This window comes from Nocardia sp. NBC_00881 (genome assembly GCF_045207455.1).
GTDB lineage: Bacteria > Actinomycetota > Actinomycetes > Mycobacteriales > Mycobacteriaceae > Nocardia.
This window is the reverse complement of record NZ_CP108798.1, coordinates 4,458,915-4,476,627: the sequence shown is the minus strand read 5'-3', so window position 1 is coordinate 4,476,627 and position 17,713 is coordinate 4,458,915. Positions and strand designations below refer to the sequence as shown.

Annotated in this window: 2 protein-coding genes; both read left to right on the top strand. The window is 63.6% G+C overall.

The annotated features are described in order from the left end of the window. Window positions 1-397: 397 nt before the first annotated feature. The gene (locus OH799_RS18765; protein WP_406265614.1) at window positions 398-775 is read left to right on the top strand and encodes a hypothetical protein; all 378 of its coding nucleotides are present in this window, start codon (window positions 398-400) and stop codon (window positions 773-775) included. Then, window positions 772-17,712, top strand: a complete 16,941-nt coding sequence (locus tag OH799_RS18760) for an FHA domain-containing protein (RefSeq protein ID WP_406265611.1) — start codon at window positions 772-774, stop codon at window positions 17,710-17,712. Before OH799_RS18765 ends, OH799_RS18760 begins: the two co-directional genes overlap by 4 nt. Window position 17,713 lies beyond the last annotated feature (1 nt).

Below are 17,713 nucleotides of genomic sequence, written 5' to 3'. Positions count from 1 at the left end.
GACCTCCGGGCAACCGCAGCCGTCGAGCGGGACAGCAGAAAATGACAGTGGCCGTGTCCACACGACCCTGCCGCGTGCCGTCACCCCCCACCGGTCGTGCGCCTGACCGGCGCCCGGTGCCGCAACCGGGGGTCGGTGGAGCTGTCAGGGAGGGCGGCTGGATGTCGGCGTACGGTGCCGGCACGCAAGGTCACGCGATTGTGGACGGGTGTGCATGGTTGGTCGTTGCAGCCCTGTGGTTTCGGGTGGTCGGTTCTGACAGGAGTGGCTACCACCTATTGGCTACCGATGCTCGAACCCCACCTATCCACCAATACTGATAGTCCCTGTCTGCGGTCGGCGAGCGCCAGCCGCTTTCGTGGGTTTGCGTTGTGAGCTGTGATGAGGAACTGAGGCGATGGTCGGTATGACTCCTGGCGTCGTCGCCGCCTACGACGCAGGTCCGTGGGAGTCGCAGCGCATTGCCGGGTCCCGGTGGACCTCATGTCGGGGAGAGATTCTCACTGTCGCGGATTCATGGGGATATCCGCTGGTGTTGTGGTGGTACCGCGGTGGCGACGGATTTCTGGGTGCGGTGTATGGGATGGGATCACTCGGTGGTTCGGTCGCCGGTGCTGTCGGCTATCGCGGTAGGCGGGGTGTCATTGTGCGTGTCGAGTTCTTGCTGGATCCGTTTGTCCGGTTCGCCGGTTCGGGTGGTTGTGGATACCGCCGGGTTCACTGCCGTCGGGCAGCAGCGCTCGGTTCCGCGGTCGGGGTCGGGGGGTTGCGGTGATCACCTTGGAGATTCCGGGATGGTTGGCCGGGATGGCGGCGGTACTGAATTTCGACTGGACCGGTGCGGAACATATCGATGTTCGGGAAGGTGAATTAGCCGACGGAATCGGAAATTCTTGGCTCGATAGCGCGGGGATGCTACGGGAATTGGTGTCACTGCTACGGGAAATCCGAGACGAGGTCCCCGAATTCCTCGAAGGGGAGAGCGGTGCCGCGGTCCAAGAGAATCTAGACCTGTTGCTGCGCGGCGATTATTCACTGGATGTGCTGGCGGACGCGATGGAACAGATGGGGAACTCGGTCCGGGACAGTGCGGCGAGTTTCCAGAGCGCGAAGATCTTGCAGCTGCTTTTCGCCGCGATGACCTTGTACACGATCTATAAACTTGTGGCGTTGTTGATGGCGACACCGGGCGGGGCGGCGTTGATCCCCGTGATGGTACCTGCCGTTCATGCGATCGGCCGGGAGTCGGTGCGGGCCGCGTCGGTGAAGTTGACGGCGAATTTGGCGGCCGATGCCGCGCGGGCATGGCTGAAGAATGTGCTGATGCCGCTGCTGAAGAAGATCGCGGTACCGCTTCCGATGGTGGGGAAGATTCTCGGTAATACGATGATGAAAGGCGCCGCGTTCGGGGGCAGCCTCCAGCTCGGGACGCAGGGCCTGCAGAAGGCGACTGGTCAAAGAGACCGTTGGAACACCTCGGAAATGGTGAGCTTCACGCTCTCCTACGCGTTAGCCTTCCCGGCGGGGCACTGGGCCGCCAAGGGGATCAGTCCGGTGGTGGCGGGGTGGTCGGGTCCGTGGTGGGTACGGATGATGGCGGTCGGGGCAGGCTCAGGGGTAGCGGGAGAAGCGGGAGGTTGGGCGGGGGGCATCGCGGCACAGCTGGCCTCGGGTGCACCACGGCTCGATACAACAGGGTTCGGTTTGGCCAGTGTCCTGGCGGGCGTGGGCGAGGGGTCACTCGAAGCGGTCACCGAGGGCAAGCGCGCATCGATGCCCGGGCATCCGCAACTACCGCGGGTCCAGCCGACCGCGCCGGCATTGAAACCCGATCACCCGACTCCGGAGCAGGCGAAGGCCCTGTATCGCCAGTTGTTGAGTGACGCGCGTTCCGATCATGTGCGAAGCGCGGGTGCGGCTGTGGGGCGGGAAAGTATTGCGTCTCGTCAGGCATTCGCGTCGGAAGCGACCGCGGCGTACAACAGGGTGGAAGCGGCGGCGAAGGCGGGCAAGCCGGTAAATCTAGCCGAACTGAACTCCTTGCGTGAGCGATGGGTTTCTACGCCGGCACCGCAGGAGAACCGGCCGGCCGCAGCGAGCAGTACCCCCCCGTCCACCACAAGTAGTGGCGCATCGACAGCGACGGACGCGGGTGGGTCCGGTTCGTCCAGCGGAGCGGGTCGAGCCGCCGGTGGGGTCGCTGCTGGGCTCGGGAGCGGCGCGGGCGCAGTGCGCGCCGACCTCAGCCAAACCGACAGCCAGCCCACCGGCCTGCTCAGTGCGGCAGTGAACAGTGCCGGACGACCGGGCAGCTCGATCGAAGTGGGTGACGGGTCGGGTTTCTCGGCGGGCGAGGCCGGGGCAGGCGCTGCGGCGGGCAAGCAGGTGCCGAATGCCGATGCCATCGACGAGGCGCCTGCGCCTGCGTCGCACCCCGCGCCGACCATCCCGCTCGACCCCGCCCCCGATGCGGTTGTCACACCGCTGGGCGCGACACCGAATCCCCCGGCCGCCCTCGCCGCCGTGGAGGGTGAAGCCACGGCCGGCCCCGGGGATCGGGGCGAACCACACTCCCCCCCACCCAGTGCCGCAACAGGTTCGAACCCGACCAAACCGGTCCGGTCCGTGCCATCACCCACCTCCAAACCGATGGCGGGTGATGACCAAAGGCCGCGCCCTGGCGATGACCGCCGAGGTGACACACACACGGGTCCGGAAGGTTTCGGTGACGGTACCGCTCCGTCCGACAACGACCCGGACAAACCCTTCACCATCCCGCCGTTCGAACCCCAACTGATTCATGGCGGGGCGGCGGCGGTGCCGAGTACCGGTCCCGGACTCGCCGGTGGCGTGGTTTCCGGCGAGATGGGCGGGCGAGGTGTCGATGGGCCTGTCCCCGTCGCCGACATGGTGGATCAGGGCGCGCACAGCAGCGATGACGCGCAATTGTCGCTGCTGGTCGGCAACGGTGCGAAGGACTGCGCCCTGTACGCATTGCAGATCGTCCGGAAAATCACCAGGAACATCGCGATCGTGCCGCAGCGGGTGGCTGGTGACGCGGCCATGATGCAGGGGGTGGGGTCGGCGGACCTCGCGAAAGCGGCGAGGGCGGATTCCCGTCGGCAAAAATCGCTGACCGCGGCGGTCCACCGCGTGCACACCGAGGGCGGGACGATGTTGGTGGGCATGGAGTTTCCGCGTTTGAAACATCCGGACGCTGTGGGAACACACGTGGTCGTGGTCGCCGAAATGGCCGAAGACAACCCGTTCGATATCGCGCCCGGCACCGTGGTGCTCTTCCAACGGTCCGACGGCAAGGAAACCCGCACGGAAGGCTACGACAACGTCCTGGCTTGGGCACGCGAACACGACACCGCCGTATCCGACGTCTACGGCACCTTCTGGGGCACCGACAACCAAGCCGAACACCCTCTGGCACCCGGACAGGAACCCGCAACCACCGCCGGCATCGACCGCTTCACCTCCCGCGCCGCCGGCTACCCCCCAAACAACCCACCGGATCCCAACAAAGACGAGCCACACTTCACCGAGCCAGAAGCGGCGCCGGCGGCCTTGGACCGGGTGACGGACGGATCGCCGCAAAAGCCTATGCCGGTTCCATCACCGGTGGTCGAGCAACTCGCGGAATTGGAGGGTCTCCGAGATCGACTGCTGTGGCACCTGGGGCTTGACGAATCGTGGGGTCCGGTCCCGCAGTGGGTGCCGGTACGGGAGGCGATCGCGCTGTCGCGTGACAGGTTGGCGGCCGACCGGAAGGCGTTGGCGATCGAAATCGGGGTCCCCGTCGAGGACCTGGACTCTGCCACGTTGTCCGGGTACGAGCTGCGCGGGCGCGACAATCGAGCTGGATACCACAGTAAGTTCGAGCAAGTGGCGCAGTTGGAACGAGTGCTCGACCGGCACGAGTCGTTGCTGGCGCAGGTCGGGGCACCGCCGCGGGAACTCATGGTGCCGTGGTACAGGTCCGCCGACGGGGCCGAGAACGCCCAGCCGAACGTGCTCTTGGTGAAGCAGCGGATCGACAACCTGACCTACGAATTGCAAAGGCTGGCCGGTGAATTGGACGTCATCGACTATCTGACGCTGCGTCCGGATTCGCCGGAGGTGGTCGAGGTGCGCCGCCGTGCCGAGTCGGATTGGGCGGCGTTGGCGGCCGAAGTGCGGGTTGATCCGGCGGTGTTGTCGGATATCGACCTGAAACCGTTCTCGGGCTACGGCGATATACGGAACACCAACTTGGCCCGGGAGCTGGATAGGCTGGCGCGGCGGCGTGCGAAGATTCAGCAGCATCTACGGTTCGTCGACGTGGTCGCCGAATACCACCACGCGCGGACGGTGTTCGACACCGAAGTGTCCTGGCGTGCCCTGTCCGACGAGCAGATCGTGGCGGCTGTTCGCGGGCAGACCGGAGTGGATCCCATGCAGGCCGACCGGGTGAACGAGCATGTGCTGCATGTCGCGACCGCGGGGTCGGAACCCGATGTGCTGCTGGTCTTTACGACCGATTATCGCCCCGAAGCGACACTCGACGCCTTGGTCGAACAGCACCCGAAGTTCGCGGCCGTCCTAGGACCGAATCCGCCGTTCCGGGTGCTGTTCGCCCGGCTCCGAGTGGACGAGCGCAATGGAGCGACTACGGACGCCGGGATCGAGCTCGACGGCCGCATCGAGGAGGTCGAGCCGTGGTATCAGGAGCCGACCAATGCGCAGATCCGCTCTGTGTTCCTGCAGGAGTATCTGCTGCTTCGCAGTAAGGGACAGGTATCGGTCGGGTTCGACAAGTGGATCAAACCGTTGGGGCGAATCAGTGCCAAAACCACCCTCACCGACTTGGCCGCGCGGCTGGACCGCAGGGCGTCGGGCCCCAGCGATCCATTCGGACCTCAGGACGTGGCGCGGCGGTTGGTGGGCGGTGCGATCAACGGTCGTGACCTGCGGTCGCGAAACGCCCCGCCGCGCGGCAAGAAGACCGGTTGGCGAACTGTCCGAACCCGGATCGCCGGGTTCCCGATCGAGATTGGGGTCGACCGGGATGAGCAGGGCGGTTGTCGGGTCGCATACCAACAATTTCTCTCGGCCGAGGGCACCAGCCAGGTTGTGGCGGCTCAGTTCGAGGGCCTGCAGGCCGCCGACGAGAAGAAGCTGGCGAAAACCATCAAGGCGGCACTCCGTAACCCCGGTGTGGACATTGCTACCGCACAGTCCGACACCACCCAAGCCGAGCACGATCAGGTCCAGCACGCGGATGAAGGGAACCGGTGGGCTTGGCGTGACCTACCCGCGGCCGTCGCCACCCGGCTGCACCATCCCGAAGCTCGCCTGGTCGCGGGGGTATTGGCCGGTCGCGATGTTCTCGCCGCCGAGGGCGCGTTCCCGCTCGGTGAAGGCGTCGGAATCGTGCTCGCCCGCCCGTTGCGAATAGTCGTCGCCGCACCGGTGCGGGAGCTGGAGGCGCTGCTGTGGCTCACGACCGGTATGTCGGGCCGGGAGCTGAGCCGCAACGGGATCACCGTGACCTACCACTTCATATCGGTCGACGGCTCCGGACAGGAAACCGTGCACCAGGTGCCGTGGTCGCCGACTTCCGCGAGTGCGCGGCCGGATGTGCCGGTGAAGTATTACGACTTGGGATTCCAGCACCTGTCCACCGCTGCCTGGCATGCCGCGGTCGAGGCCGACCTGGCGCCGCTCGATACTCGAGCGCCGGAACCGCCCGCGGTCGTGACCACCGCCGACGGCGACAGCGGATGGATCTCTCCGCTGGCGCAGCGGGCGAATGAGCACAACCAGTGCGGGGATCTGGTGAAGGCGCAGATGGAAGCCAGCGCGGCGCCAATGGTGAAGTACGGACAGCTGAAGAAGGCCGGATTGGCTGGGCACCCGCTGAGGGTTTTCCGGGATGCCCTGGGGGCGCGGATGGTCCCGATCCCGACCGACCCGCTCGAGCCCGACGATCGGTATGCAGCGGCCAGAAACTGGCTGGCTGGTCATCCCGATGGCGAACAACTGGTGATCGTTCAGCTCTACGCCGAGCATGAGCACGAGATCATCGACGGACAGCGAGTGGGCGCACACGTGCTCAGGTTGATGAACGTCGAAGGCGAGCCCATGGTTCTCGACCCGGGCCGTAACCTCTACCATCCTTATCCGCCGAAGGAAGACCGTGTCGTGGTCGGCGCCCTGATGGCGAAGTTCGACATGTTCGTTCAGCCGCTGGATCTATTGACCCCGGATGCGATGGCAAACGACTGGCTGCCGGACGTGAATGTCGGTATGTCCGCAGACGACGAGCGGCAGCGCGATGAGCGCCCAAGCGACGAACAGCCGGAACAGCGGTTCGATCTCGACAGCGGCTCCACGGAAGGCAACGAAGAACTGCTGCCGCAACACCTCGGGTGGGCGCGTGCGGACGCGGTGGTCGAGCTCGACCGTCGTGGTGTGATCGGTGAGGCGCCGGGGGCCGATGCCGACCTGGGCAACCGCGATATGCGCCGTGACCATGCCGCGACCGCCGACAAGTTCGACAACGATCCGGACTACACGCTGGTGAATGCCCTGGCGTCGGAGGTCGGCGGGGTCTCATCGGCTCAGTTGCGGGAGCGTGTCGGCCGGATCGATGTGTTGGCGGCGGCGCTGGGTGAGGCGTATGCGCAGCGGCAGCGGGCCGAAGCGAATCTCACCGCACGTATTGCCGAGTGTCGGGATTTGGACGAGCGGGTCGTGCGCCCTGGATCGGAAGAGCTGAACGGCATACCTCGGTTGCGCGACGCGGTCCGGGACGATCTCGGGTCGCTGCTTGGCCTGCTGGGTTTGTCCCAGCGTGTCGAGGATCTGCGAGTGGACCCGGCGTGGCAGGGCGGCGGGGCGATCGAGGCCGACGATCGGTTGCGGGAGCTCGATGCGGTGGTCGTCGCCATCGAGGACTTCGAATACCGCCGAGATCTGCTCCAGAGGCTCCAGGAGAAAGTCCAGGAGCTCGAGCAGCAGGCGACAGCCATCCGCATGGCCCGGTCGGAGCTCACCGAGGCGCGGACACAGCTCGACTCGACTCGAGAGCTGGTGGACCAGCTGCGCATCGACCAGAACAACTTCGACAAGGACCTGCAGAAGGTGGTCCGAGAATTCGTGGAGCGTGCCGGGTTCGAATTGGGTAGCGAGCTGGATAGGGCGCGGCGTGCGGCCGACAGTATTTCCCGGAGTCCGCTTCCCGAAATGACTCAGTCGCTTGATCGTCTCTCGATGTCCGACGATGATCTCGACGAATTGCTGCATGGAGACTCGTCGACCCGAACCGAATGGTGGCGGAAACTCGACGCGGAGCGTCATGAGTTGGCGCAGATGATCGACGTACCTGTCGAGGGTCTGACCATCTACGAGCAAATGCGCTGGATGGTAGAAGACTTCGACCGTCTCGAGCGAGGAGACCTGTCGGCCGAGACGATCGCGACTTATGAGGATTTTGCGGCACGGTTTCGCGTGATGAACGCGGTGAACGACGTCGACCGCCACAACTTGCGTGCGCGCCATATCGATGAGCTGGACGCGGCATTGCGAGACATCCGCTCATGGCTGGACCGGGCCGGCGCACAAGGCGTTCCCGGCGACATGCTGGCCAGTCGTTTCCACCGACTGGCCGCGCAGGCCCATCGACTCGACCAGCTGGCCGGTAAGCGGGACCCCCTGCCGGAACGGGACCACAAAATGCTCGATCAGCTGTGCGAGAAGCATGGCTTCCGGTTGTGGCGATTGCGTCCGGGCTGGGACGAACAGGAACGGTTGAACCGCGAACTGGCTACCGCGCGTGATCGGGTGACAACCGCGCTCGGGCTCGATCCGGCGACCATCGACGATAAGGAGCTGAGGAAACTCGCGAGGCGTCAGGACCAACCGTCGGGTCAGCCGAGTCTTCTGGATGAACAGGGGAAGATCAATCCGTACCGTATCGACACGATACCGCCCAATTTGTGGGATTCGCTGAAAGCGAAGCTGGCGCCGAGCCTGGTGCAGGATTATGTGGAACTTCGCCGGATAGCCGTGAATGCCGCGAAGGTCGAGGAGTCTCGTCGGCTGGACGTCGAGTTGGACACTGGTCTGGCCGACGCGGTGCGGGGCTTGGCCGGTATCCGGTCCACCGATGGCAGCGACTCGCGCGATGTGGCGCGCGCATTCACGCGGGGTGACAGTCTGGCCGAACTGCGCAAAACATCCGTCGAGGCATCTGCGGACGCCATCCGTGACTTTTCCGAGAGGGAAAGGCCGTTCGAGTTCCGGTCGGTATGGAATGTTCTTCCAGGATCCGACGGGCAGGCGCATCTGGACGATGCGCTTCAGCGCGCACGTGAACACCTTGCCGAGATATGGAAGTGCCTTCCGGCGGCGGTGACCGCCGAGCGGGCCGAGCAGCGACTCACGGAAATCGACCGTCATTCTCCGGATGATCCGATAGAGCACAGCGCCATCGTCAAGTTCCAAAACCTCGCGTCGGTGGTTGAGAACGCGCGCCGGTTCCATCGGTACGACGCGTGGGCTCGGGCCATCGACACGCTGTATGAGGCGATCAGCAAGGCTCGGTGGAGCGAGGCCGAGTACGCGGTGCGGGGGTCGGCCGATTCCCCAGAAGCGCTCGAGCAGTGGTCCGGTCAGCTGATCAAATGGGCGAAGCAGCTCGATGGTGTGGCCGCGGCGCGAGCGGAGGCTGTGGCGGGACGGAGGGCAACCGAGGATCAGGTCATGGTTCTGGCCCGGGCTGTCGGTGTGCTGCATGAGGTTTACACCTTGCCCGGCACGTTACGCGGTGACCTACTGCGTCGGATGCGGCAGGACGCCTGGGATGTGTTGGTCAGAAAGGTCGATGAGGTAGCTGTCGAGCCGGGCGAGGTCGGTGGTGGAACGTCGAGCCCGGACCAGGTGTGGCGGGTGGTCGACCGGTTGCGGGAGAGTTCGTCGCCGGGTAGGGAAGTGGTACTCGAGCAGGCCCGTCGGGTTCGGGAACTCGATGAGATAGTCGAAGCCGCGGTGGCATCCGACGCGCACGCTGCTGAACTCGAATCACGGAACGCCGAGCTGGATCGGTTGTTGGGTGAGGTGGCGGCGCGGATTGCCGTTCGGGGCGAGTGGGAGAACGCTGCCGCGGGGTCGGATGTTGATGGTTCCGGCCCCGAGTCGGGCGGGATTGTTGGTGGTGACGGTTCGGATGTTTGGCGGGGGTCGGGTGTAGCCCCTGGTGGGACGCGAGCGGTCGAGTGTTTGGTGAAGGGGCTCGAGCGTGTGCGCGCGAACACCGGCAACACCGGCGCGGTGGGTGATCTGGGCCCGGGGGAGATCGGTGCGCGGGGTGTGTTTCCGTTGGCGGCGCAGCGAGCCAGCAGAGGCGAGTTCTGTGAGGTGGGTGCCTGGGGGTTGTTGGAACAGCGGCTGTTGAGGATGGAGCCGGGGGCGACGTTCTTGGTGGTGCGGCAGTTGGTGGATGCTGATTCGCACGAATTCGGCTTGTCCGACAGGGGGCCGGGTTCGCACGTTGTCGTGTTGTCGCACAGCAAGGAGCACCGGGGGAAACTGGAGTTCTTCGATCCGGACTCCAACCTGCCGTGGGTGTACGAGTTCGGGCAGCGCCCTGCGGACTTGGATCTGTCGGAGGACGGGGACAAGGTCGCGGTTCTCTACGACCACCAGGGAGTGGTTCAACGACTGCCGGGTCGACCCGTTCTACCGATGTTCCCGGTGGCTGGCACAGATGGTGCGCCTGAGCGCAACAGCGGTGTCTCCGAACCCGGTGCTGAACCTGACGCCACGGAACCCAGCCTGGCCGACCTGTGGCAGCACACCGATGCACTGCAAGAGGAACTCGACGGCAAACTGAAGAAGCTACTCGGCTCGCTCGATGAGTGGATGGCGACGCGCAAGACGACGTTGGACGAAGTCTACGCCGCCCTAGCGGGACTGTATGGCGAGACCGGGCGGGCGCGTGCACCCGGTTGGATGGACCCTGAAGCACAGGAATTGAACCGCAGGGTAGAGGAGCTGAGGCGGGAGCTGGCGGGACTGCTCGAGGCACCGGAGTTGGGGGGTGTCCGGGATGGGGTTGTGTCCGAGAGTGGGGCCGAAAGCTCAACTTTCAGCGGGGCCACTACGCCGGTTCCGGCGTTTGGTGCCGGCAGCGCGACCGCTATGGACCAACTGGTGGAGGTAGAGGGCCGCCGCGACGAGCTGCTGTCGAAGCTGGGTATGCGCGGTGCGCCAGGCAAGGCGCCCACGGTGCCGGTGCGTGAGGCGATTGCCACCGCGCGCGAGCAGCTGGAGGCTGTGCGGGCGGAGTTGGCGATCAGAGTGGGTGACGTCCGCGTCGAGGATCTGGACAAGGTGACCCTGTCCAGGTTGGAGGGGCTGCGGTTGATCGATAACCGGGACAGCATCCGGTCGCGGCTCGCCGAATTGACTCGGCTGGAACAGATACTGGACCGGCAGCGGCAGCTGATGGCGGAGCTCGGCGTACCGCAGTCGGCGCTTCTCGTGTCGGTGCCCGCGTACGGGACGGTGCGTGGAGTGGAGAACATCCGCCCGGATGTCGAGTTGCTCGACTTGCGCATCGAGGATCTGAACGTCGCATTGTCTCGGCTGGGCCGGGAATTGGGTGCTGGTGACGTGTTGTCGTTGCGCCCGGATTCCCCGGGGCTGGTCGAATTGCGCCGCCGTGCCGAGGCGGATCGGCGTGCGTTGGCCGACGAGTTGTCGGTGGACCCGGTGACGCTGGCCGATATCGACCCTAAGCAATGGTTGCGGCGCGATAGCCTACGGAACACCTGGCTGGCCGGTGTGTTGCTGGGGTGGGCGGAGCGGCGCACGGCGATCGAGCGCCGCCTGCGGTTCGTCGAGCTTGTCGCCGAACGTCATCACGCGAGGGCGGTGTTCGACCGGGAGATGTCGCGGCGCGCCATGGCCGACGAGCAGGTCGTGGCGCAGGTCCTGCGGCGGAGCGGCTTGACACCCCAACGACCGGAGCGGGTGAGCGAGCATGTGTTGCATCTGCGGACCGCCGAGACGGAACCAGATGTGCTGGTGGTGTTTACGACTGCGCACCGCCCTGATGCGGCACTCGACGCTCTCGCCGAGAACCCGGGGTACGCGAGCGTCTTGGGCCCGAATCCGCCTTACCGGGTAGTGTTCGCCCGGCTCGAGCTGGACACCAGCAGTCCGAGCCGGTCAGATGCGGATGTCGGTATCGAGATCGACAAGGTCGAGACGCTCGAGCCGGGGTATCGAGAGCCGGACAATACCCAGATTCGTGCCGTATTGCTCGAGGCGTATCTGGATCACCGCGCCGAAGGGAAGCTGCGCGGTGTGGATTTCGGCACCTGGATCAGACCGTTGGGACGGGTCGACGCCCGAACCACTCTCGCCGTACTGGCCGGTCGGGTCGGCGACGGGCCCTATGACCCGTACAGCGCCCAGGAAGTGGCCCGCAAACTGGTCAGCAGGGAGATCAACGGTCGATACCTGGTCTACGAACCCCCGAGTGGCGGGCTGCGCGGCGGGCGCAGCATCCGCATCGAGATCGCCGGGTTCCCGATCGATATCGTGATGAACCGCGACAGGGACGGTGTCTATCGGGTCGTGTACCGCAGCTTTGGGGACGGGAACGGTCCCAGCCAGGTGCTGGCGGCCCGATTCGGAAACTTGCGGACCACCATCAGCGAGCGCGAACTGGCAGGCGCCGTCGAAGTCGCGCTGCGTGATCCGGATGTGGAAATCGCTGTGGCGCAACCGGGCACCCTCGAATCCGAGGTGGGTCAGCAGCCGCAGTCGATAGGTGAGGCCCGCCCAGATCCGGCTTGGAAGGCGTGGGAACCGGGCGCGGGTCGAGGCGCCTGGCCAGCGGCTGTCGCCACCCGGCTGCATCATCCCGAAGCGCGGTTGGCCGCCGGGGTGTTGGCCGCTCGCGATGTCATCGCCGGGGAACGGGGGGTCCGGCTCGGTGAAGGCGTCACGTTAGTGCTGGGCAAGGTGCCACGAATCGTGGTCGCTGCCCCGGTGGCGGGTCTGGGGTCGGTGTTGCGGCAGGCGACCGGGGCGACGAGCAGTCAACTGGCCGAGGCCGGTATCACGGTGATCTACCACCATGTTTCGGTCGACGACCAAGGCCAGGTCACCGTCCGCCAACTGCCGCGATCACCGAAACCTGCGTGGCTGGAAGAACGCGCGGTCTACTACAGCCGGAAATACTCGCAATTGGGTACTGCTGCCTGGAATGCCGCAACAGAGGCCGGTCTGGCGCATCTGGACACCCGACCGGTCATGGCTGACCCGGTATTCACCACCGCCGACGGCGACACCGACTGGAGCCCGCCACTGGCGCAGGCGTATCTGCGCAACCAGTGCGCGGTGCTGGTCTTGGCGCAGATGCAAGCCGCCGGATACGCCGGGGTGAGGTTAGAGGACCTCGGCGAGGTCGGACCGGCCGGAGTGGAACCGAAGGTGTTCCGGAAAGCCTTGGGCGCGAGGCTGGTTCCAATCCAACGCGATCCGGCCGACCCGGATGACCCGCATGCGGCGATCAAACAGCGGCTGCTGGAGGCAGGTGACGGTGCTCAGGCGGCGATCCTCCACGAGTATGCCGAGCATCAGCACAAGGTGATCGACGGGAAACGGGTGGGGGCGCACGTCTTCCGGTTGGTGAATGTCGACGGCGAGGTCATGGTGTTCGATCCGGGCCGCAACCGCTACCACCCGTATCCACCTGTCACCGACCGGGTCGTGGTCCGCAGCTGGGTGGCGGAGTTCGACAAGTTCCGTCGGGCGATCGAACCGTTGACCGCCGAGATGGAGAACGACCCGCTGCCGAGCGTGAACATCGGAATGTCGGCGAATGCCCCGGACTTCCTCGCCTTGCGAAGCGATGACGGCGCTGACGCGAGCATCGCCAACCTGATTCAGCTCGAAAACCTGTATCACGTTCCTGGCCAGTCTTCGACTCGGCCGACGCCAGCGGTTCCGGAACTGGACGACCTTCCACCGCCGAATGGTATGTACCGCGGTGAGAATGATCGACTGTTGCATCGGCCAGGAGACCGGGATAACACTTACCGTACTCGCGACGGGAAGTTGCATCATATCACTGACCCGGAGAACACGTTCCGCGACGAGGGCTTCGGCCTGCATAATGCTAAAGGCCATTTTATTCGTGACCACCTATCGGAGGATGGTCTCACCTACAGGGCTCAACTCGGACCTGAAATACCGTATCAGGTGAAGGACCCAGACATACAGAACAAGATCGATGCCCTGAGCGTTGAACGGAACAAGCAGCAGATCAACCGTGACCGCGCTGCAGATGTGGTTAAAGGTCATATGTCAGAGTTCGGGATCGAAAATATCCATGAGCTCAAAGCCGGTGAACTCAAGAATGTTATTCAGGATTTGCGTGAAGAGATTCGCGAGGACCCATCGCTCAGCGATGTCGACAAGCAAGCCAAGCTCGATCGTCTACGCGAAATGGGCGAATATGCGCGAAAATACAACCTCCTCGGCGTGGAGATGGTCGCCACCTCCAAGGAGATGGCGGAACTCGGAGGTAACGCATATGCCGTAGATCCCGTGGATCGCCCCGGCGCCTTGCTGCTGACTCCGTTCGACGGTGCTTTCGACGGCAGGGACACCTTTGATACCGCGTCGTACGTCCCAGCCACGGAGAACACGCCCCCGACACTGCTTCTTGTCGAGAACAAGGGCGTCGGTTCCCAACTGGGCAGCGCGATGACCGAGACCGGAAGGGCGCAACAAGGTTCACCGGAATATGCGCAACGCACCGCTGCCATCGACCAGAATCTCGCGTATCGCCTGCGCGAGACACTCGACCAGATGCATGAGCGCGGAATCGATCCGGAGAGCGCCGAAGGTCAAAAGCTGATAAAGGCGAAAGAGGAATTGCTGCGCGCATATCACGGCGGTACGCTTCGTTTCGAGTATCATCGGGTCCATGCCGACATAAATGGAAATCTCTCAGTAACAAAGTTCAGCCTGGAACGCGATGGAGTTCTCGTACAGATCAACAACCTCGGTGGAGTCGAACGGGCCCGCACTCCTCGCGACGTACTCGTCTCCGAACGTGAACAGATACTCGCTCGAGAAATTGACGAGCAACGGGCGCGAGTTCTGGAATGGCTGAACCCGCCTGGGCGTGAATTCGTCAGATCTGTACTAGAATTCATCGACGCCAATCTATTGTCCGATGTCCAGGCTGCTCTGGAGCGCTTGCACCTCGACGGGGCGATGGAGCGAGCAAGGCGGGCTGTCGAGCAGGACGCTCCGCTTGGACAGGCGAGCAAGGAAATTGCGCTGGCACGAGAACATCTGGCTGCCGCGCAGCGGCTGGAACTCGACAGCCGCTTCGCGACAGCCCATGAGCTCGATCTGGAGTACCAGGAAACGACGGTCGAAAAGATGCTTGCCCTCGATATCGCGGAAAGAGATCGTTCGATCAGAGCTGAGCTGGATATCGCCGAGCGCCACCTTGTCGAGCGGGCAACCCGGCAAGCATTGGAATACCGGGAAATCCGGCTGAGAGATCGTGCGCGATTCGTGCAGCACCACATGGAGCAAGTGCGGGCGCTCGACAAATTGGTCGCGCAAGGAAAGAATCCGGACCTGACGCAGGTGCAGAAAGACTTCGATGCAGTACAGGATGTCATCCGGAACGAGCAGGAAATTGAAGCCCGCGCAGTACAGGAATTGGGTCTGAACCCTCAGCATGAACGGCTTGTGCTTCAAGCCATCGAGGCCGAACGGGCGCGCACCCTCGGGATAGCGGAAAGCGCGTTCGGAAAAGAAATAGCACGGCAAGCGCACGCGGAAGTGCTCGATGCGGTGACGGTCGCTCCGGACGCGGCCGATGCCGCCTCCTTTGAGGCAAGACCCTCGTCTGCCGTGGGTGCGGGCCGTCTTCGCACTGTGGCGCGGACAGAGGGTGAGGCCGACCCGACCTTCCCCGATGATCATGAGGGAATACACCGAAGCCCGCAGCCAGGGCCGGATAGCGGGCCGTCAGGTTTACCCCCCGAGAACCTGACGGAGAGTGCTGTGATGCCGGTTCCCGCGCACCACGCCGCATACCCCGCCCAGGGGCCGATCGATATACGTCTCTCCTATGGGAGTGATACCGCGGTGCTGTCGGTCCGACCTGGAACGGCAGTGGATCTGGGGCCCTCCTCGAAGACGATGCCCGATCGGATCTCGGAGATTCTGTCCGCGAACCACGCCGGTATCGGAATCGACTCGAACGGGCGGGTGTGGATCCGCGACAATGGAGCGGCGGGTCGAGTCTGGGTGAATGAAGACCTCCTCGATACGACGCAGCAGGCGAGGCTACGCAGCGGCGACGAGATCTGGCTCGGCCATCACAAAGTCGTTGTTGATTTCGACGAGGCGTCGATCCCGTACATCGACGACACGATGGCCTATGTGGCGACCGATACCACTTCGCACTCCGATCCGTACGCGCCGACCAAATTCAGGATGGTCCATGCCGTCATGAAGCGCTTCATTCGGTGGCTTGACTCGGAGCCGAATCCACTGGAGATGCGATTTCACCTCGGCGGTGAAAGCGACGAGATCTCCGTGCCGTTCATAACCGGAAAATCGCACATCCTTGGAAAGGAGGGCGGCCCGCTTGCCGGCCTTCTGGCGGGGCATCCTGCTGTGTCCGCGGCCCACGTCAGCGTCGGCGTGTACCCCTCGGGTCGAGCGTGGATCCGCGACAACCACTCGGCGAGCCGCACGTTCGTCAACGGCGCCGAAATCGAGCCGCGCCGAAAGGTTTCCCTGCGCGACGGCGACACAATCGGCATCGGGGACCTCGACGTCACGGTGAACTTTGCCGAACCGACAACACCCGACTTCATCACTCTGCTCGACCGTAGCCCGGTGGCACTACAACACCGCGACTACCTCGCGCTGCTCCCACCACACGTGTTCGACAAAGTCATGGATTTCATCGAGCAATCGCCCGAGGGCGGCGTATTCATCGGCGGCCATCGAAGCGTGATGACGATGCCCGGAGGCGAAACCATTCACAATTTTACCGATGAAGACCTAGGCGGAGTCTTTTTCCCAGAGAATCGGCGCATACTTATCAACGCAAGAGGGCCGGAGGACGGGCCTACCGGGCTGCACGAGTGGGCACACGCAGCTAATTGGGCGTACCAGGATAAACAGGGGGTCCCGCTCAGCGACCAGAGCGAGTGGAAAGAGATACACGCACTCCTCATGAAAGAGGTGGGCAACGAATCAAGCTGGTGGAACTACCTCGATGATCGAAAAGAATGCCTCGTTGAAGGCTACGCCTGCATGCTTCACGGCGACCGCTACCTACTCCGAATGGTCTGCGGCCGCACGGATCTCGCTCAGCTGCTGAGAGAATACTATGAAAGAACATTCTCTGCCGACCCGCCCGTTGGTGACCCACTCGGGACGCCTATTCCCACCACACTCGACCAGCCGAGAGCCCTCGCTGAGCCCGCCGATTCCGGTGCCGCGGGTAGCCGATCTGTGTCCGATGAGGATCGGCAGACGGGACGAGGGTCGGAACGCCTGCTGGCTTCCCCGCTCGACCCTCAAAACGTCGTCAACCGTTATGGTCTTCCGGAAACCCAGCGCCGCTATCTGGTGGACGATTACATCAAGATGTGGGAGCGCCAGCACGGCCGGGAGATGACTCCTGAGGAACAGAAAGTCCTATTTCAAGGGTGTATCGGCGTCACAAAGATCGGTATCGGCCAGACGGAACTCAATTCATTACCGCCGATGAATCTCGCCTTCGCTGATCCGGATTCGCATCGGGTGATTCAGTATGCTGAGAATGTGTTGGCGCCTGGGGAAGTGGCCAACGCAGAGGTGAGGTTCTGGCGGAAACGACTCAATGAAGCGAAGAACATCGTGAGGGAACGCGGCATGAACTGGTCGTACGAGTACAGCGATGGAAACATAAGTAGCGCTTCTGAGCGTATCCAGTATCTCGAGGACAACCTGGAGCGAGCACGTGCGGAAGCGAGGGAAATATGGTCTGATCTCGCCAAGGGGCACATCAAGGGAATGCTGGACGCTCGGCGTGAGGCGAGGATCGAGGGCGACCGGCGCACCTTTGAAAAAGTTCAAAATTATGTGCAGAAATTCAAGGACATCCTGGCAACCAGGCCGGCGGATGTCGGCGAATTCATGCGCCTGGTGAAAGCGGACCCCGAACTCTCCCAGTTACGAGGCGTGGATTATCACCTACCGACCGGCGACCCATCGGAATGGAAGCCGATAATCTTCTCGAAACACTTTTGGTCCGGCCAGGAACTGGTACTCGACAGCAAAGGGTATCCCGTCGTTACCGAGGGGGGAAAGGTCGTAACACGGGCCACGCAGACTCCCGATCCCACCCGATTCGCACCGGACCTGACGACAGGTCAAGTCAACATGTCAGGGGATCACAACTGGGGCAAACCTGGGTATGCGAATTTCGATTACGGAATATACGACGAACAGACGGGGAGCTGGTGGCATGCCAATCATGCAGATTACAGAGTTTATTCAGTTGGCGGAGACCCGCTCGATCCGATGAAAGTGTATCAGAGCACTCCGGAAAGGTTTTTCTCCAGTTACTCCGATTTCGACAGCGCGGTAATTTGTATCGGATTCGTCAAGAATACCGAATGAG